The organism is Actinomadura chibensis NBRC 106107 (genome assembly GCF_001552135.1).
In the GTDB taxonomy this organism is placed as follows: domain Bacteria; phylum Actinomycetota; class Actinomycetes; order Streptosporangiales; family Streptosporangiaceae; genus Spirillospora; species Spirillospora chibensis.
This window is the reverse complement of the sequence record NZ_BCQP01000015.1, coordinates 155366-174559: the sequence shown is the minus strand read 5'-3', so window position 1 is coordinate 174559 and position 19194 is coordinate 155366. Positions and strand designations below refer to the sequence as shown.

General features: G+C 72.5%; 13 protein-coding genes and 2 pseudogenes. 3 read left to right on the top strand and 12 right to left on the bottom strand.

Translation table 11 applies throughout. The annotated features are described in order from the left end of the window. Nucleotides 1-12: 12 nt before the first annotated feature. The 10 genes and pseudogenes from ACH01S_RS43305 to ACH01S_RS43295 form a co-directional block, all read right to left on the bottom strand. On the bottom strand, nt 13-1713 hold the full coding sequence (locus ACH01S_RS43305; protein ID WP_067887702.1) for a glycoside hydrolase family 15 protein: 1701 nt from the start codon (nt 1711-1713) through the stop codon (nt 13-15). After that, nucleotides 1710-4658, bottom strand: a complete 2949-nt coding sequence (locus tag ACH01S_RS08985) for an FAD-binding and (Fe-S)-binding domain-containing protein (protein WP_067887699.1) — start codon at nt 4656-4658, stop codon at nt 1710-1712. The genes ACH01S_RS43305 and ACH01S_RS08985 overlap by 4 nt, the downstream gene beginning before the upstream one ends. 28 nt (nt 4659-4686) lie before the next feature. Further along, nucleotides 4687-4938, bottom strand: coding sequence for a hypothetical protein (locus ACH01S_RS08980; protein ID WP_083980473.1), 252 nt, complete (start codon nt 4936-4938; stop codon nt 4687-4689). Next, nucleotides 4928-6226, bottom strand: a complete 1299-nt coding sequence (locus ACH01S_RS45145; RefSeq protein WP_067887696.1) for a hypothetical protein — start codon at nt 6224-6226, stop codon at nt 4928-4930. Before ACH01S_RS45145 ends, ACH01S_RS08980 begins: the two co-directional genes overlap by 11 nt. Nucleotides 6227-6234: 8 nt before the next feature. Then, on the bottom strand, nt 6235-7230 hold the full coding sequence (locus tag ACH01S_RS45140; protein ID WP_067887821.1) for an SRPBCC family protein: 996 nt from the start codon (nt 7228-7230) through the stop codon (nt 6235-6237). 179 nt (nt 7231-7409) lie between these two features. Further along, the gene (locus tag ACH01S_RS08965; protein ID WP_067887694.1) at nt 7410-10091 is read right to left on the bottom strand and encodes a type 1 periplasmic-binding domain-containing protein; all 2682 of its coding nucleotides are present in this window, start codon (nt 10089-10091) and stop codon (nt 7410-7412) included. 377 nt (nt 10092-10468) lie between these two features. Next, nucleotides 10469-10675, bottom strand: a complete 207-nt coding sequence (locus ACH01S_RS45770; protein WP_246237091.1) for a hypothetical protein — start codon at nt 10673-10675, stop codon at nt 10469-10471. Between the two features lie 100 nt (nt 10676-10775). Further along, nucleotides 10776-10838: pseudogene (locus tag ACH01S_RS45765) on the bottom strand (hypothetical protein); the annotation flags it as partial. A gap of 119 nt (nt 10839-10957) precedes the next feature. Then, a pseudogene (locus tag ACH01S_RS45760) lies at nt 10958-11548 on the bottom strand (ABC transporter permease); the annotation flags it as partial. Next, nucleotides 11458-12111, bottom strand: coding sequence for a hypothetical protein (locus ACH01S_RS43295; RefSeq protein WP_067887692.1), 654 nt, complete (start codon nt 12109-12111; stop codon nt 11458-11460). The pseudogene ACH01S_RS45760 and the gene ACH01S_RS43295, both read right to left, overlap by 91 nt. A 652-nt stretch (nt 12112-12763) precedes the next feature. On the opposite strand from ACH01S_RS43295, the gene ACH01S_RS08950 reads away from it, so the two are divergent. After that, nucleotides 12764-15199, top strand: a complete 2436-nt coding sequence (locus tag ACH01S_RS08950) for a M28 family peptidase (RefSeq protein ID WP_218010189.1) — start codon at nt 12764-12766, stop codon at nt 15197-15199. 75 nt (nt 15200-15274) lie between these two features. On the opposite strand, the gene ACH01S_RS08945 is transcribed toward ACH01S_RS08950, so the two are convergent. Together ACH01S_RS08945 and ACH01S_RS08940 are read right to left on the bottom strand one after the other, a co-directional pair. After that, the gene (locus ACH01S_RS08945) at nt 15275-16123 is read right to left on the bottom strand and encodes a hypothetical protein (RefSeq protein WP_067887689.1); all 849 of its coding nucleotides are present in this window, start codon (nt 16121-16123) and stop codon (nt 15275-15277) included. A gap of 97 nt (nt 16124-16220) precedes the next feature. Next, nucleotides 16221-16997 carry a crotonase/enoyl-CoA hydratase family protein gene (locus ACH01S_RS08940; RefSeq protein WP_067887687.1) on the bottom strand — a complete coding sequence of 259 codons (777 nt, stop codon included), beginning with the start codon at nt 16995-16997 and terminating at the stop codon, nt 16221-16223. Nucleotides 16998-17072: 75 nt separating this feature from the next. Here ACH01S_RS08940 and ACH01S_RS08935 point away from each other — a divergent pair, with 75 nt between their 5' ends. Both ACH01S_RS08935 and ACH01S_RS08930 read left to right on the top strand, forming a co-directional pair. Further along, entirely contained in the window at nt 17073-18305 is a 1233-nt protein-coding gene (locus ACH01S_RS08935; protein WP_067887685.1) for an acyl-CoA dehydrogenase family protein, read from the top strand. A 104-nt stretch (nt 18306-18409) separates the two neighbouring features. Next, nucleotides 18410-19189 (top strand): IclR family transcriptional regulator, encoded by a 780-nt coding sequence (locus tag ACH01S_RS08930; protein WP_067887683.1) that lies wholly within the window; start codon nt 18410-18412, stop codon nt 19187-19189. Nucleotides 19190-19194 lie beyond the last annotated feature (5 nt).

The following is a 19194-nucleotide window of genomic DNA, read 5'->3' as shown; positions in this document are numbered from 1 at the left end:
TTCTCCTTCACTTCATCCGTTGAGGCGCGCCGCGCACTCCAGGAGCAGCGCGTGGACGAACGCCTGCGGGAGGTTCCCGCGCATCTGCCGCTGCTCCACGTCGTACTCCTCGGAGAAGAGCCCGGCGGGCCCGCACGCGGAGCGGTTGCGCTCGAACCAGCGCAGCGCGGCGGGCACGTTCCCCTGCTGGTGCGTGGCGAGCGCGACGAGGAACCCGCACAGCAGGAACGCGCCCTCGGCCTCGCCCAGCGGACGGTCGTCGTGCCGGAACCGGTAGGCGTACCCGTCGTCGGTGAGCTGGGCGATGTAGTCCTCCAGCGTGCGGAGGGCGCGCGGGTCGTCCGGGGGGACGGCGCCGCGGATCGCGGGGAGCAGCAGCGCGCCGTCCAGGCGCGGGTCGCCCGGGGAGCGCTGCCAGCGCCCCGTCGGGTGCGTCGCGTGGGACGCCGTCTCCGCCACGATCGCGTCCGCCGCCTCCGCCTCGCCGACGGCCCGGAGCCCGGCGGCGCAGTTCAGCGCGCTGTGCGTCCATCTGCGGTCGTCCAGTTCCCAGACGCCGGCGTCCGGTTCCCGCCAGCGCGCCCGCACGGCGTCCGCCGCCGCGCGCAGGGCCCGCCGCCCGTCGCCGTCGAGCCTGCCGTGCCGGTCGGCCTCGGCGAACAGCAGGAGCGCGTCGCCGAAGGCGTCCAGCTGGAACTGCTCGGTCACGCGGTTGCCCACCCGGTCGTAGCCGCCCGGATAGCCGGGGAGGTCCAGCGGACGCTGCCCGGGCACCGCCCCGCCTGTGCTCGTGTAGGCGGGCTTGAGGCGCGGGCCGTCCTCCAGGAGCCGCGCGCCGACGAAGCGGACCGCGTCGTCCAGCAGCGGGAGGGCCCCGGCGGCGGACGCCGCGACGCCCGCGAAGCACTGGTCGCGGATCCAGACGTAGCGGTAGTCGTAGTCGCGCCCGGCCTCGCTGCGCTCGGGGAGGCTGGTGGTGGCCGCGGCGACCATGCCGCCGTCCGCGCCGGTGAGGCCGCGCATGACGGCGTAGGCGTGGCGGGCGTCCCGGTCGGCGACGGTGCGCAGGCGCGGGACGGCGCGCTCCCACGCCCGCTCCGTGTCGCGCCAGGCGCGGCCGGGGTCGGGCGCGGCTTCGCGGAGCGGCCGGTCCGCGATCTCCAGGACCAGGTCGTGGTGGTCCCCGGCGGGGACGGTGAGGTCGAGTTCGAGGCCGTCGCCCGGCGTCGCCCCCGGCGCGCCCGTCCACCGGAACCAGAGCCCGCCGGCGTCCGCCTCCCACGCGCCGCGGAAGTCCGGCCGGACGGCGCCGAACCCGGGACGCGGGTCGCACACGACGCGCACCCGGGCGTCCCCGTCGCGGGCGAGGATCCGCCGGAGCAGCACCGCGCGGCCGGGCTCGCCGGGGAACGCGAGCGCCTCCCGGCACTCGACGATCCCGTCGACCGTCACCCACCGGCTGCGCCAGATCAGGGTGCCGGGCTCGTAGGCGCCGCCCCACACGAACCGCGCGCGCGGCGTCACGGCGTAGATCCCCGGCCCGCCGATCATGGACGCGAACACGGCGTCGTCGTCCCAGCGGGGCGCGCACATCCAGCAGAACTCGCCGCGCGGGCCGACGACGGCGCCCCGCTCGCCGTCCGCGATGAGCGCGTACTCCCGGAGCACCTGCGGCGGGTAGAAGCGGTCTCCGGCCGTGCGAGGCCCGTTCATGCGAGCCCCTGTGCCTCCGCGAGGAGCTCGGCGAGGTGCAGGGCGCGGACGCCGGTGCCGTCCGCGATCTGGGTGCGGCAGGAGAACCCGTCCGCCAGCACGGCCGTGTCCGGGGCGGCGTCGCGGACGCGGGGCCACAGCCCGAGCTCGGCCGCGCCCGTCGACACCTCGTAGTGGCCGCGCTCGAAGCCGAAGTTGCCCGCCAGCCCGCAGCAGCCCACGTCGAGGACCTCGGCCCGGACGCCCGCGAGGCGCAGCACCTCCCGGTCGGCGTCGAACCCCCACACGGCGTGCTGGTGGCAGTGCGGCTGGGCGATGGCCTCCCGGCCGGTGCCAGGCGGCGGCGCGGCGATCGCCTGCGGCGCCCGGTCGAGGAGGAGCTCGGCGAGCGAATGGGTCCGCTTCGCGAGGAGCCGGACGTCCGGGTCGTCCGGCAGCAGCTCGGCGGCGTCGGCGCGGAACACCCCGGCGCAGCTCGGCTCGAGGACGATCACCGGGGTCCCGGCGCGCAGCCGCGGCGCCAGCGCGCGGGCGGTCCGGCGCAGCGCCCGCGCGGCGACGCCGAGCTGGCCGGTGGAGATCCAGGTGAGCCCGCAGCACAGCCCGGGCGGCGGCATCTCCACCCGGAACCCCGCCGCCTCAAGGACGCGGACCGCGGCCTGTCCCGCACTCGGGTGGAAGTTGTCGGTGAACGTGTCCGGCCACAGGACGACCGCCGGCGCGTCCGCGCGCTCCTCCCGTTCGCCCCGCTCGCCGTCCCGTTCGCGGAACCAGGTGGTGAGGCGCTGCCTCGCGAAGCGCGGCAGGGTGCGGCGCCGGTCGATGCCCCCGGCGGCCTTGACGGCCCGGTCGAGCACCGGCGCGTGGGCGAGCGCGTTCACCGCGCCGGGCGCGAGCGCCGCCAGCCGCGCCCACACCGGCAGCCACCCCATCGAGTAGTGCGAGCGCGGACGGACCCGATGCCGGTAGTGGTGGGAGAGGAACTCCGCCTTGTAGGTCGCCATGTCCACGTTGACCGGGCAGTCGCTCTTGCATCCCTTGCACGCCAGGCACAGGTCGAGCGCCTCGTGGACGTCTTTGGACCGCCAGCCGTCCTTGACGACGGCGTCCTCGCCGCCCTCCTGCATGCCGCGCATCATCTCCAGGAGCAGTCGCGACCGCCCGCGCGTCGTGTGCCTCTCCTCGTGCGTCACCCGGTAGCTCGGGCACATCACGCCGCCGGACGACGCGCGGCACTTCCCGATGCCGACGCAGCGGCCCGCCGCGTGGGTGAACCGGCCGTGGTCGTCGCTGTAGTGGAAATGCGTGCGCGGCTCGTCCGGGTGGTAGCCGCGGCGGCCGATGTTCTCGTCCAGCCGGAGCACGCCGGGGCTCCCGGACGGCGCGCGGAACTCGGCGGGCGCGGCGACCTTGCCCGGGTTCATCCGGTCGCGCGGGTCGAAGATCTCCTTGCAGCGGCCGAACAGCCCGACGATCTCCTCGCCGAACATGACCGTCAGCAGCTCGGCGCGCGACTGCCCGTCCCCGTGCTCGCCGGACAGCGACCCGCCGTAGGACGTCACCAGCCGCGCGGCGCGCTCGGCGAACCTGCGGTAGGTTTCGACGCCCTCGGGGTCGTCCAGGTCGAAGGGGATCCTGGTGTGGACGCAGCCCTGCCCGAAATGCCCGTACAGCGAGCAGGACCCGTAGCCGAACTCCTCCAGCAGCGACCGGAAGTCGCGCAGGTAGTCGCCGAGCCGGTCGGGCGGGACCGCCGCGTCCTCCCAGCCCTCGTGGGTGTCCCGGCCGCCCGGCGGGTACGCGGTCGCGCCGAGCCCCGCCTCCCGGACCTTCCACAGCCGCAGCTCGGCCTCCGGGTCGTCGAGGTAGGCGACCCTCGGGTCGTGCTCGGAGCGGTGGACGTCCCGCAGCAGGCGGTCGGCCCGCTCGTCGGCCTGCTCGCGGGTGTCCCCGGCGAAGCGCGCCATGAGCCAGCCCGAGCCCTCCGGGATGTCCCGCAGGGCCTCCTCGCCGACCACGCGCTCGGCGCGGGCCATGTCGATGAGCGTCCGGTCGACGCCCTCCAGCGCGATCGGCTCGTGCCGCGCCACCGCCGGGACGGCGTCCCCGGCGGCGGCGACGTCGTCGTAGCCGAGGACGACGAGCGACTGGAAGGGCGGCACCGGGAACAGCGTGATCTCGGCGTGCAGGACGGTGACGAGCGTCGACTCCGTGCCGACGAGCGCGCGGGCGAGGTCGAAGCCGTTCTCGGGCAGGAGCGCGTCGAGGTTGTAGCCGGACACCCGCCGGGGGATCTCGGGGTAGCCGGTGCGGATCCGCGCGAGGTTCGCCTCGACCAGCTCGTGCAGCCGCCGGTAGATCTCCGCGCGGCGGCCCCCGCCGGCGAGGATCCGCTCGTACTCCTCGGGGGGCGTCGGGCCGACCCACGTCCGGACGCCGTCGTAGGTGAGCACCTCAAGGCGCGCCACCGAGTCGGCCATCTTGCCGTAGGCCTGGGCGGACGCCCCGCAGGAGTTGTTGCCGATCATCCCGCCGATCGTGCACGCGTCGTGCGTCGACGGCCGCGGCCCCACCATCAGGTCGTGCTCGGCGAGCTCGCCGTTGAGGTCGTCCAGGCAGGCGCCGGGCTCGACGACCGCCCGGCGGCGCTCCGGGTCGACCGACACCAGCCGGTCGCAGTACTTGGACCAGTCGATCACGACGCCCTCGTTGCAGCACTGCCCGGCGAGGCTCGTCCCGCCGCCCCGGGACAGGACGGGGACGTCGTGCTCCCTGCAGACCTCGACCGCCGCGACGGCCGCGTCCACGTTCCGGGGGACCACCACGCCGATCGGCGGCTGCCGGTAGTTGGAGGCGTCGTGGGCGTAGGCGGCCCGCGAACCGGCGTCGAACCGCACCTCGCCGTCGACCCGGGCCGCGAGATCACGTTGCAGCGTGGCGGACATACGCGACCAACTACCCGAACGTCCGGTTCTAATCCCGCGCGAGTTTCGCCGCGATGGCGTAATCGATCCGGACGTCGCGGTAGGTGGTGTTCTCCTTCACCTCGTCCGGGAGATTGACGCGGTCGCTCCCGGACGTGGAATCGTCGTCGGCGTCGGCGGTGAACGTCACCGAGCTTTCGGGCGCCACGTCGAAGCGGATCTCGTCGGCCCGCACCGTGGCGGTGAAGAGGATGTCCGCCTGGTCGCGTCGTCCGGCGTCGGGATAGTCGTCACGAGCCACTGCCGCTCTTCTCCTTCTCCTCGTTGTGGGAAGGGGTGTACTGGGAGAGCACCCGGAGAAGGGAACGGCCGAGGTCGCGGACCGATTCCCCGGTCTCGTGAAGCGCGGTGTGAAGAGCCGTGATCTCCTCGCCGTCGTCGCCCTCCTCGGTTTCCTCGCCGTTCTGCGATCCATTATCTGATTTCGTCTTCTCGCCGTCTTCGCTGTCTTCGGTGTTTTCGTTGTCGCCTTCCTCGCCGTTCTCGTCCTTTTCGTCGCCGGTGGCTCCGGTGGCGCTTTCGGCGGTCTTCCCGGCCGCCTCTCCGGCCTTCCCGGCCGCCTCGCCCGCGCCTTCTCCAGCGCCCTTGGCCGCGTCGCCCGCGCCTTCGCCGACGTTTTCGACGGCCTCGCCCGTTCCCTTGCCGACGTCGCGGACGCCTTCGCCTGCGCCTTCGCCGACGTTCTCGACTGCGTCGCCGGTGCCCTTGCCGACGTCGCGGACGCCTTCGCCTGCGCCTTCGCCGACGTTCTCGACTGCGTCGCCGGTGCCCTTGCCGACGTCTCGGACGGCTCCGCCTGCGCCTTCGCCGACGTTCTCGACGGCTCCGCCGGTGCCTCTGCCTACGTCTCGGACGGCTCCGCCTGCGCCTTCGCCGACCTTGTCGACGGCTCCGCCCGCGCCTCTGCCTACGTCTCGGACGGCTCCGCCCGCGCCCTCGCCGACGTTCTCGACGGCCCCGCCCGCGCCCTTGCCGACGCTTTGGACGGCGCCGCCCGCGCCCCGGCCGACGTCCTCGACGGCGCCCTTCGCGCCCTTGCCGACCTCGCCCACGGCGGTGCCCGCGCCGGAGCCGAGGTCGCGCGTCGCCGCCTCGACGCCCCGTCCGATGTGCTGGAGGATCTCCGGGTTGCGGTCGAGCGTGGTCAGGACGCGGTCGACGATGACGGCCACGTTGTCGAGCCGGACCTCCAGGCGCGCCTGCGCCCCGACCCCTTTGATGTCCAGCTTGACCCTGCCGAGGCGGACGTCCGCCCCGACGTTCAGCTTGAGCAGGTCGAGGACCTGGGCCACGAGCGAGACGTGCGCCTCCAGGTCCTCCAGCTCGAAGGAGATCTCCTCCACCTTCAGCTCCGGGACATCGAGGAACACGTCCGGGCTCTCGCTGGTCCGCGGACGCTTGTCCGGGGTCAGGGTCCTGCCGGTGAGGCCCTGCGACGCGTCCGACTCATCGCGCCCAGGGCGTTCGTCCCGCTCGCCCCGCTGGTCGCGCTCGTCCCGCTCGTCTCGCTCTCGGCGCTCGTCGGCCATCGTCTCCCCTACTCGGACTCGGCTTTCTCCTGGTCCTGCTGCTCTGGCTGCTCCTGCTGGTCTTGCTGGTCCTTCTCGTCCTTCTCGTCCGGCTGGTCCTTCTCGCTCTTCTCTTCCGTCTCTTCCTTCTCTCCCTCTTCCTCCTTGAGCGCGTCCTCGTGCGACTTGACGACCTCGCCGTCGCGGATCTCGCCGCGCCAGCCCTCGACCTCGTCCTGCTGCAGGAGGGTCTGCGTCATCATGTGGCGCTTGATGTGCTTGAAGTCCGCGCGGAGGCGGCGGCCCTGGGCGCGCCAGAGGTTCGCGGTCTTCTCGAAGAAGCCGTCCGGGTGGTACTCGGCCACCAGCAGGATCCGCGTCAGGGTCGGCGCCAGTTCGTGGAAGGTCACCGAGCCGTCGACGTAGCCGTGCGGGGCCTTGGACTTCCAGGCGATCCGCTCGTCCGGGACCTGCTCGATGATCGTCGATTCCCAGGTGCGGTGGGACAGGAAGATCTGCGCCCGCCAGTTGAGCTTCTCGTCCGACTCCTGCTCGACGCTCTCCACCTTCTTCGTGAAGCTCGGGTAGTCGGTGAACCGCGTCCACTGGTCGTAGGCGACCCGCCTCGGCAGCCCGACGTCGAACTGCTCGATGATGGTGGTGACCTTCGTCTTGTCACCGCCATCGCCGTCGCCGCCTCCGGCTCCGACGACCTGCTTCGCCTTCTCCTTCACTCCGGCCATGCCCGCTCCGACCCCCGCCTTGAGCGGGGACTTGCCCTCGGCGAGCGCCTCCGCCCCGGCGGCCGCGGCCTTCGTCCCGGCGCCCGCGCCGTCCGCGGCGTCGTTCAGACGGTGGGCCAGGCCCTCGATCCGGCCGGTGGCCTTCTCCAGCGTCTGCACCATCAGCGCCTTGACGACCTCCCGGCCCGCGTCCTTCAGCTGCTGGACCGGAACGTCCAGGGCGCTCTGGGCGGTCTTCGCGGCCTGGTCGCTCGCGCGGTCCTTGGTGCCTGTCTCTGCCATGGTGACCACTTCGCTTCGTCGACGTCCCTCTTGGACGGCATAGCCGACGAGGCAGGGACGAAACGATAAAAACGCCGCTGAGCAGGACGAACAAAAGATCTACCGGCCCGTGAGACGCGGATTGGCCGCGTGCCCGCCGTCCACGGAGCCTCGCGACCCGACCGGACTGGCGCGCCGCCTCAGCGGGAGCAGGGCGGGCCCTCCTCGCGGCTCGACGCGCCCTTCCTGTACGCGCCGCATACGACGACGGCCTCCGGATGGTCCGCGAACTGGCGGAGCAGGACGAGGGTCTTGTCCGTGGGCGGGGCGTTCGTGCCCTGCCCGTACGACACCCAGCCGGTCGCGCCGTCGAACGTGACGCCCCCGCGGAGCGCGACGACGGGAGCCTGGGGGAGGACCTCTCCGTTGGGCTGCCTGGCCTGGTTGACGGCCTGCGACAGGGCGTGGAAGGCGTCGTAGGACACGGCGGAGTGACCGTCCTGGACCCAGGGGTCGGCGCCCTTCGTGGTGCGCTTCACGAACGCGGTGTAGGCGTCGACGAACTCGCGGGTCTTGTCGCTCGCCCGCGGGTCCGTCGCGGGCAGCCGGTGCGCGGAGTAGTACAGCCGGAGCCAGCCCTTGTCGTTGAAGGCGCCGGTGAGGGCGACGTTGGTGAGCTCGTTCCCGCCGAGGACGGTGATGTCGTCGGCGGTGCAGGTGCCCTGGGTGTCCATGGCGTCGATGAAGGCCGTGAAGTCGCGGGCCCGCGCCGACCAGTACACGACGGTCGCGGGCTCGGCCTTCAGCGCCCCGCACAATGCGCGTGCCAGGTCGTCCGCGCTGGACATGCTCGTCGCGTTGGTCGTCGGCCCGGGCTCGAAACGGCCCTCCTGGTTGAAGTCGAACACCTGGGTGCCGCCGGGGAACGCGGCGCGGAACTTGTCGGCGAGGCTGCGGCTGTAGAGGTCCGCCGAGCTCTCGATGATGAGGGCCCGGCGGGCGGGGGAGCAGCGGTCGCCCGAGCCGGGCGCGGCGACGATGTTGCGCCCGCTCGCGAAGTCGGCCTCGATCCGCGCCTCGGTCGAGTTGGACGGGGTGAACGGCCAGTAGCTGAGGCTCGCGTTGCCGGCGGACATCTCGTCGGCGGTCGCGGTGGTGCCGATCGTGGGGATGCCCGCCGCGCCGAGCACCTCCAGCGCGTCCCGGGTCTCGCGGCGGCTCTGCGCGTAGCCGAGGACGCCGACGATCCGGGCGTACGCGGGGATGGTCCTGTCGGCCGCCTGCCGCCGCACCTCGGTGACGAGCCGCCGCGCCTCCGGGACGGCGTTCGCGAACATCTGGCCGGTGGGCCTGACGTCGACCCGGAGCCCCACGACCCGGTCGTTGGACACCGTGGTGTCGAGCAGCTTCTTCTGCCACAGCGCGATGCCGCGCAGCTCCGGGATCGTCCCGTCGAAGCGCGTCTCGTTCTCGTCCTTCGGGACGCTGGACTCGAACGCCACCACGGTCCGGACGGTCTTGCCGTCGGCGGCGGCCTTCTCGGCGCGCCTGTTCTGCTCGCCGATCTCGCGCACCGCCGCGTCGTACCAGCCCTTGGGGTCGGTCGGCGTCGGAGCGGTCCGGGTGGACAGGGACGCGGTGCCGCCGACGCAGCTCCGGTCGCCGAGCACCTGCCGCGCGATCAGCCCCGCGGCGGTGCCTGCGACCAGGAGGGACGCGCAGGTCATGATCGCCGCGGGGACCGCCCAGCCGAACCTGAACGTCCGCGGCGCCACCTTGCGCAGGTCGAGCCCGCGCCTGCCGAGCGCCTCCGGGGAGAAGGACACGAGCACCGGCGGGCCGTCCTTCTCGGCGAGCCGGGCGGCGGCCTGGGCGAAGTTGGCCTCGGCCGGGTCGCCGAGGTCGGCGAGCAGCGCCGAGGACGGCAGCCCCACGGCCACGACCAGCGGACCGGGCGGACGGGCCGTGGCGGCCGCGGCGTGGGCCGAGCGCAGGAACCGCTCGGCCGCCCGGGAGCCGTCCCGGCCGGGCGGGGGCAGTTCCACGAGGATGACCGGGCGGGAGGTCCGGCGCCGCCGCCGGGGCAGGATCCCGCCGACGGCGGGGGTGCGCAGGTCCTCCAGCAGGGCGCGGAAGAGGAGCTGGTCGAGCTGCTGGAGCGCCTCTTCGTGCTCGGGGTCGTTGCGTAACTGCGAGCTCCACACGTCGCCCGCGGTGTCCATCACCCGGTACAGGTTCTTGCCGCCTCCGGCGATCCGCTCCGCGCCCAGCCACCGGCGCATCACCCGGCGGGACGTCCAGCGGGCCCAGACCCATTTCGGCAGCCGCTGCACGAACGAGAGCCAGCTGATCCTCATCAGGAAGCCCATGAGCCCGTCCGGGTTCGGGCCCTCCATCCTGGTGAAGGCCAGCGGGCCGCCGCGCTGGGCCCGCCGCTCGCTGGCGTGCCGCCGCAGGTTCCGCGCCTGCGGGCCGCTCCGCCACGCGTCCCGGTTCTCCCGGACGAAGTCGACGAGGTCCCGCATCACCAGGAAGTTCGGGTACCGGTCGGGCGTCATGTGCTCGGGCGCGCCCATCATCAGCCGGAACCCGGCGGTGTCGGACAGCAGCTCGGAGTCGTCCTCGGTCGACAGGTGGGCCAGCGGCACGAGCTTCCCGTTGTCGGTGAGCGCCGCGCGCAGCGCCCGGACGACGCGGTCCACGCCGTCCGGGTGCGCGGACTCGGGGACCCGCAGGACGAACAGCGGCGGGCTCGTCGCCAGGGCCGAGCGGTTCCGGTACTCCGGCGCCACCGCCGTCGGGAAGTCGAGGACGAAATCACCGGCCCGGTCGTCGGGGAAGCCCTTCGAAGACTCGCCGGTCCGGTCGTCGGGAGAACCCATCGAAGACTCCTCTGCGGAAACTCGGCCGGAGGGAGAACCGCCCGCCTCCGTGACGATCATCCGCGCGTCCATGTCCCCAATGGACACTCCGGGTCGCGGGAGATGATGCCACAGCCGAGTTCCCGCCGCGGATCGGCGGCGGGAGCCGCCGGGACCGATTCCGTTGATCATTTCTCGGAATGGTTCCGGATCGACGAATCACCCCGCCGGTGGTCGCTCGGATCGTCGATTTACCGCGTCCGGACGCCGGAAACGCCCGGCGGTCGTCCTCCGGGCCGACCGTGCGGGCGCGGCGGCCGGACCCGGCCAGGCCGGGGCCCACCGCGCCACGGGGCCCCATCTGGAAGCGGGACCGCCGCCCCCGCGCCCTTCGGCGGTCACCGCAGAATGACGTCCAGAATGGCGCGCTTGTACCCGGTGAATTCCGGCTCCGTGACCATTTCCGTGGTGCGCGGACGCGGCAGGTCGACCTCGATGACCTCCCGCACGCGGCCCGGCATGACCACAATGGTCTCGGCGAGCAGGATGGCCTCTTCGACGTCGTGGGTGAAGAAGACGATCGTCCGGTTGTGCCGCTGCCACACGTCGGTGAGGAAACGCTGGGGTGAGGGCGTCGAGGGCGCCGAAGGGCTCGTCCATCAGCAGGACGTCGGGCTCGTTGGCGAGCGCCCGCGCGATGGCCGCGCGCTGCGCCATTCCGCCGGACAGTTCGCGCGGATAGGAGGAGGCGAACTCGGCCAGGCCCATCTCGTCCAGCAGACCGGCGGAGACCTCGTGGCGGACCGCCTTCGGGACGCCGCGCGGCGCGGGCCGCGGTCGGGTCCCGGCCCCTCGACGGGCCGGTCGTTAACGAGGACGCTCCCGCTGGTCGGGCTGAGCAGCCCGGCGATGATGTTCAGCAGGGTCGACTTCCCGCAGCCGGACGCGCCGACGAGGCACGTGAACGTGCCGTCCGCGATCGCGAGGTCGATCCCTTCCAGGGCTCGCGCCGAACGGCGGCCGTGGATGAAGTCCTTCGTCACGTTCCGCACGGTGATCGCGCTCATCGCTGGGCGACCCCCGCCGATGGTCAGGACCCCGGCCATGATCTGGTCGGTCGACTGGTAGCGGCTGGCGGACAGGATCACGTACCCGACGCCCTTGCTCGCCGCGACGAGCTCGGCGCCGATCACGTACGTCCACGCCCAGCCGAACGACACGCGCATCAGGTCGACGACGCCCGGCAGCGAGGCGCGCAGGAACACCCGGACGAACGCCTGCGAGCGGGTCGCACCGAGCGTGTAGGCGATGTCGCGGAACTGCCGCGGCGTGCCCGCCGCCACGTCCGCGACGAGCAGCGCGAGCGGGCAGAACACCCCAATGACGATCACGGAGACCTTCTCGGTCTCGCCGATCCCGAACCAGATGATGAGCAGCGGGATGAACGCGGACGCGGGCATGTAGCGGACGGCGCCGATGATCGGCTCCAGCAGGGCCTGGACCCGCGGCGACGCCCCGATCGCGATGCCGACCGGACGGCCGCGCCGCACGCCAGCGCGAACCCGGCGGCGATGCGCAGGAAGCTCGCCGCGATGTCGCCGAGGAACCCCTGCTCGGTGACCATGTCGGCGAACGCGGCGGCGACCGCGCTCGGGCTGGACAGGAAGAACGGGTCGACCAGGCCGGTGTAGGTGACGAGCGCCCACAGCGCCAGCGCCGAGGCCACCGACAAGGCGCCCGCCTCGGCGAACACCTTGTACAGGTCGCCCGGCGCGGACGCGGTGCCGAAGTAGCGCTTGTTGGCGGCGAGGTCGCACAGGGTCGCGTACTCCAGCAGCCCCGCGATCTCCTTGACCGGGCGCTTGGCCGCGTCCGCCATGGCCTGGACGAACCCCTGGACGGCCGCGCGGTCGCCCTTCACCACGTCCGGGCGGAACCCGATGGTGTCGGCGAGGATCGTCGGGTACTCGCGGGTGCTGGCGAGCACGAGGCCGTCCTCGTTCTTCTTGACCGCGTTGGTGAGCCACGGCTCCCAGGTCACCGCCGCCTCGACGCGCTTGGCGGCTAACGCCGCGCCCGCCTGGTCGGCGTCATGTTGACCCGGGTGACGTCCTTCAGCGACATGCCGTTCCGCGACAGCAGGTAGGCGAGGAAGGACCCGGCCCGCATGGGTGCGCTGGTCGCCGAGCACGCCGCCGCGCTGAGCGTCCGACTGGGCCCCTCCGTCTCCGCCGACTGGGCCGTACGGACCGCCTGGCTCGGACGTCGCGGGCGACGTCACCGGGGTCGATTACGTGATCGACGGCGGCGCCGTCAAATCCAGCTGAGTCATCGGACGCACGCAGACATGGCACGCGGGCGGGGCGCCGCAATGGCGTCCCCGCCGTCGCGGAACAGGGGACGCGCAGACTCGTGAAAGCAATTTCCGATGCTCCAGATGATCACGTGGAGGTGCAGTTCACGGCTGCATAGCGCGAATTTATGACCAGATGTAATGGTCCGCGACCGTTCCAGAGATGCCAATCTCCTCCATAAGACGCGACGGCCGTTCACGCGCCGTACGGCTCCCGAGCCCGTGCGCGCGGCCACGCCCGGTCCCGCCGCCGCGTCGGCCGCCGCCCCGACCCCGCGGGGCGGCCTCACCCCCGCCCCTATGGAGGCATGCGGCTGTGAAACGCAGAAACCATCTCCTGGTGACCGTCACGGTCACCGCGCTCGCGGTCACGGGCATGGCGGCCCCCGCCATGACGTCCACCACGAGCGGTCAGAAGCCCGGCGCGGATCCGAAGGCGGCCGCGATCACGTCGGCGGACCGGCTGATCGCCGCGAACGCCGCCGACCTGCACACCGGAAAGGACGAGCAGTACATCCGGACCCAGGTGGTCGGCACGCCCTGGGACCAGTACTACGTGGCCTACGAGCGCACCTACCGCGGGCTCCCCGTGGTCGGCGGCGACTTCGTGGTCGCCACCGACGGGCAGGGCCGCGTGCGCACCCTGTCCGTGGCGCAGCGGCAGCGGATCACCGTCGCCACCACCCCGAAGATCAGCGAGACCGCGGCCGCCGGACGCGCCCGCGCCGCGCTGACCAGCCCGGACGCCGCCGCGCCCAAGCCGCGCCTGGTCGTCTACGCGCTGGGCGAGCCCAGGCTGGCGTGGGAGACGGTCGTCTCCGGACGCGACGGCAAGCAGCCCAGCCGCAAGAAGGTCTACGTCGACGCCCGGACCGGCAAGCGGTTCGGCGAGCAGGAGACCATCCACGCGGGCACCGGCACCGGCATCTGGGAAGGGTCGAACCTGACGATCGGGACGACCCAGTCCGGCGGCCAGTACTCGATGCGCGACCCGAACCGGGCCGGCATGTCGTGCGCCGACTACAGCGGCAACCGGGTCTTCACCGGCCCGGACGACGTCTGGGGCAGCACGTCCAAGACCGACAAGGAGTCGGGCTGCGTCGACGTCATGTACGCCGCCGCCGGCTTCTGGGACCTGCTGAAGACCTTCGGCCGCACCGGCCTGCGGAACAACCAGTGGGCCCCGGCGCGCGTCGGCCTCAACGCGGTCAACGCGTACTGGAACGGCACCGACGCCCAGTTCGGCCACAACAACCGCAACCAGTGGATCACCTCGACCGACGTCGTGGACCACGAGTTCGGCCACGGCCTGGACAACTTCACCCCCGGCGGCATGTCCGGCGGCGGGACCCAGGAGTTCGTCGGGGACGTGTGGGGCGCCGCCGTCGAGGCGTTCCTGAACAACCCGGCCGACACCCCCGACTACACCGTCGGCGAGCTCATCAACCTCACCGGCAGCGGCCCGATCCGCAACATGTACAACCCGTCGCAGGTCAACAACGACCCGAACTGCTGGTCCACGTCCGTCCCGCAGATGGAGGTGCACAAGGCGGCCGGGCCCGGCAACCACTGGTTCTACCTGCTCGCCGAGGGCTCCAACCCAGGCGGCGGCAAGCCGACCAGCCCGACCTGCAACAACAGCACGGTCACCGGCATCGGCGTGATGAACGCCGCGAAGATCTTCTACAACGCGATGCAGCTCAAGACGTCCGGCACCAGCTACCCCCGGTACCGCGTCCTGACCCTGACCGCGGCGAAGAACCTCGACAAGACCTGCGACCAGTTCAACAAGGTCAAGGCCGCGTGGGACGCCGTCAAGCTCGGCGCGCAGTCCGGCGAGCCGACCTGCACTCCGGGCGTCGCCGACTCCACCGCGTACACGGTGGGGGGTGGGTCCCCAAAAGTAGTGGCCGCGCCTGACATCAACGTCGAGAACGTCAAGGCGCACCTCCAGCAGTTCCAGACCATCGCCAGCAGCAACGGCGGGACCCGCCGGTCGACGGGCGCGGGCTACCTCGGTTCGGTCTCCTACATCGAGGCGAAACTGAAGGAGGCCGGGTTCACGGTGGCCCGGCAGGCGTGCTCGTCCGGATGCACCAGCGGCGCGGGGCCCAACCTCGTCGCCGACTGGCCGGGCGGCAACGACGGCAGCGTCTACATGTTCGGCGCCCATCTCGACAGCGTCGGGGCGGGTCCGGGCATCAACGACAACGGCACCGGCTCCGCCGCCCAACTGGAAGTCGCGCTGCAACTGGCCCGGACCAAGCCGACCATGCTGAACCACGTCCGGTTCGCCTGGTGGACGGACGAGGAGCAGGGCCTGCGCGGCTCGAAGTACTACGTCGGCCGCCTGTCGGCCGCCGACCGGTCGAAGATCAAGGGCTACTTCAACTTCGACATGGTCGGCTCGCCGAACCCGGGCTACTTCATCGACGACATCACCTCGCCGCTGGCGAAGAACCTCAAGGAGTACTTCGACTCCATCAACGTGCCGACGGAGGAGGTCTCCGAGTGCTGCAGTGACGACGGGTCGTTCCGCAACGCCGGAATCGCCACGACGTTCCTGTTCACCGGAGCCCCGGCGACCAAGTCCGCCGCCCAGGCGCAGAAGTGGGGCGGCACCGCGAACCAGGCGTTCGACCGGTGCTACCACCAGTCCTGCGACAGCTATCCGAACAACATCAACACGACCGCGCTCGACCGCTGCTCCGACGCGATCGCCTACGCCCTCTGGAAGGTGGCCGTAGGCGCCCAGCCGGGCATCCGGCGCGGCTAGGACGTGCCCGGTCCGGCCTTTCCCACCGGGGGAGGGCGGCCGGACCGGGCGCGGCTTCGCCCGGCACGGGACCGCTCAGCGGGCGCCCGTCCGGGCGCGCGTCCCGGAGGCCGGGGCACCGGCCTCCGGGACGTTCTCGTGCGTGCGGAGGTAGGCGTCCAGGAGGTCCGGCTCGGCCGCGTCCCGCAGGAGCCGGACGACGGCCGGGTCCGCCGGGGGCAGCGGCTCGGCGTTCAGGGAGTCGGCGATGACGCCCAGCGCCGACGCCGCCAGGTCGCACTGGCCGAGCGGCTCGACGAGGACGCCGTACCGCTGGAGCGAGGCCGGGGACATGCGGCGGCGCACCAGCTCGGCGTGCTCCTCCTGCTGCCGGACGGGCCGGGCGTGGGCGACGCGGATGAGCGGCCCCTCCGGCTCGCGGAGCTGCCGGAGCTTCTCCATGCAGTGGCGTCCGACGCCCCGCTCCCGGCTGAGCGTCTCCTCCGGGACGGCGAGCACCTCGTCCAGAGTCCTGAACCCCTGCCGGGCGAGGAGGTTGTAGACGCGGACCCCCAGGCGGGACTGGACCTCCGCCAACGGGACGGGGCTCTCCGGGGCCGGGAGATGACTCCACCCCTCGACGTCGCCGCCGTCCAGGGCGGCGCGCACCCGGTCCTGGAGATCGCCGCCGTTGAGCGTCAGCACCACGCCGTCCCGGACGCGGTACAGGAGGGTGCGCTCGTCCCGGGGCCAGTGGTCATTGAAGGCGGCGACGAAGGAAAGGGAACCGAACTCCCCTTGTTCCAGGTACTTCACGGCCCGGTTCAACGCCTCGGTCAGGTCCGGTCCGAGCGGGATTCGCCCGTCGCGCGTCCAGTAGGCGTCCGCCGGAAGCGCGATCTCGTATTCGACTTCCTTCTCCGCCGGCTGCGACTCCTCGTCCATGGGAACCTCCGGGTTCGGCCGCTCGCGGGATGCCGCACAGCGTAGCGACGGCGTCGCCCTTCGCAGCCGCCTTCGACGTATTTCGGTCCGGGTGCGGCTAGCGTCCCCGCCACACCGGAGGGCGCTTCTCCTTGAAGGCGAGCGCGCCCTCGCGGGCGTCGGCGGAGTCGAAGACCGGCGCGAGGATCTCGCCCTGGCGCCGGAACGCCTCGTCCGGCCCCCAGCCGGGCGCCTCGGTGACGATCCGCTTCGCCGCCGACACCGCCAGCGGCGCGTTCGCCGAGATCGCGCGCGCCAGCTCCCGCGCGACCCGCAGCGCCTCACCCGGCTCGGCCAGCCGGTTCACCAGCCCGTAGGCGTGCGCGTCCGCCGCGTTGATCGGCTCGCCGGTGAGCAGCAGCTCCAGGGCGCGGCCGCGCGGCAGGTGCTGGGTGAGGCGGAGCGCCCCGCCGCCCCTCGCGACCAGCCCGCGCTTGACCTCGGGCAGGCCGAGGACGGCGGTCGAGGACGCGACCAGCAGGTCGCAGCAGAGCAGGATCTCGAAGCCGCCGCCGAGCGCCCACCCCTCCACGGCCCCGATCAGGGGCTTGGCGGGCGGCCGCTCGACGATCCCGGCGAACCCCCGGGACGCCGAGCGGGCGGCCTCGCCGCGGGCGAACGCGTCGAGGTCGAGCCCGGCGCAGAACGTGCCGCCCGCGCCGGTGAGCACGCCGACCCGCAGCGCGTCGTCGTCCTCCAGCCGGTCCAGCGCGGCGGAGACCGCCTCGGCGACCGCGCGGTCGACCGCGTTGCGCTTCGCGGGACGGTTCAGCGTGATCGTGAGGACCCCGTCGCACGCGTCCAGCAGGACGACGCCACCGGCTTCCTTCTCCATGTACTCCTCCTCGGACGTCCCAAGCTGGCCGCATGATATTCTATATTCAGAACAGCGTTCAAAGAGGGAGCCGTGATGTCGACGACCGGGGTGTCCGAGGAGACGTCCGCCATCCTGAGCGGGCTGGAGGGCTTCCTCCGCGCGGAGGTCTTCCCGCTGCACGAGGAGTACGCCGGCGTGCTCAACGACCCGCGCGGCCGGTACGACGAGACCGGCCGGCACGTCGACCGCGTCGAGGAGCTGCGGCGGCGGGTCCGGACGGCGTCGGCGGAGGCCGGCTTCTTCACGATGACCGTCCCCGAGGACCTCGGCGGCGGCGGGCAGGGCGCGGTCACCACCTACGCCGCCTGGGAGCTGGTCTACCGGCTCAGCGGGCCGCACCGCTGGCTCGCCCACGACGTGCTGGCGCACTGGGCGACCGGCCCCAGTTTCGTGTTCGGGCTGGTCAGCGCGGACGTCCGCGAGCGGGTCCTGCCGAGCCTGATGTCCGGCGAGAAGTCGATGTGCTTCATGATGTCGGAGCCCGAGGCGGGCTCCGACGCGTGGTCGATGCGGACCAGGGCCGTCCCGGACCCGTCCGGCGGCTGGCGCCTGACCGGCACCAAGCAGTGGACGACGAACGGCCCCTACGCCGACTACGGCCTGGTCTTCGCGGTGACCGACCCCGACGCGCTGGCCGCGCGAACCGGCGGCGTCTCGGCCTTCCTCGTCGCCGCCGACGCGCCCGGGTTCCGGGTGGACAGCGTCATCGGCCTGTACGGCGAGCCCGGCGGCAACCACGCGATCATCTCGCTCGACGACGTCCACGTGACGCCGGAGCAGCTCGTCGGGGAGGAGGGGCAGGCCGCGGGCATCGGGCTCGGCGGGATCAGCCTGGGCCGGATGTACAACTGCGCCAAGTCCGTCGGCCTGGCGCGCTGGGCGCTCGACCAGGCCCTCGACTACGCGGCCGAGCGGCGCTCGTTCGGCAGGCTCCTCGCCGAGCACCAGGGGGTGATGTTCCCGCTGGCCGAGTGCGCGACGTACGTGCACGCCGCGCACGTCCTCGGCCTGGACACCGCCGCCCGGATCGACGCGGGCGAGCGCGCCCTCAAGGAGTCGGCGATGTGCAAGATCCTCTCCACCGAGACGGCGACCCGGACGATCGACCGGGCGATGCAGACCCTCGGCGGGATGGGGATCACCACCGAGATCGGGATGGCCGAGGCGTGGCACATGGTCCGCACGGTGCAGATCGCCGACGGGTCCGCGGAGATCCTCCGCAGGCTCGTCGCGGGCCGCCTGCTCGCCGGTGATCGCGACCTCTGATCGGGCCGAGCCGGGCGGCGCGTTCTGGAATCATCTCTCCCGGTCAGACGGAGCCGATCTCCGGAACGACAGTGACCTGCGCGGCCCGCGAAAGGACGAGACCCATGGCCGATGACAAGGACCGCGCGCCCGCGGTGACGCGCGCTTTCACGGTGCTCGACGCCCTGGCGCAGCGCGGACCGTCGGTGCTCGCCGACATCATCGAGACGACCGGCATCAACAAGAGCACGGTCTTCTACATCCTGCGCACCCTCGCCAACCTTGAGGTGGTCGACTACGACGAGCGGACGCGCACCTACCGGCTCGGCCCGACCCTGCTCGAACTGGGCGCGGCGGCGAGCGGGCAGTTCGGCGAGCTGTCGCTCGCCCGCCGCTACCTCAGCGAGCTGCTGGAGAAGCTGCAGGCCACCATCGTGATCTACCGGCGGGTGAGCGCCGAGGAGATCTCGCTGCTGGACAAGCTGGAGCGGCCGAACCGGGTCCGGATCACCCTGCAGCCGGGGGAGCGGATCCCGATCCAGGGCGGCTCGTTCGGCCGCGCCTTCCTCGCCTACGAGAGCCCCGAGTCCCTTGAGGTGATCCTGCGGCACGGGCTGCAGGCGTTCACCCCGAAGAGCCTCACCGACGTGGAGGCGTTCCGGAAGGAGCTCGGCCTCGTCCGCGAGCGCGGCTGGACGGTCGACCACGAGGGCTACGCGCTCGGCATCTCCACCGTCGCGGCCCCGATCTTCGACGCCGAGGGCCGGGTCACGCTGGTGGTGGCCGCCGTGGGCTTCTCCAACCTCATCGACGACGACACCGCCGCCGAGTACGGGGCCGAGCTGCGCCGGGTCTGCGACCGGATCGGCGAGGTCAGCGTGCAGTCGCGGCGGCTGAGCAGCTAGGAGGC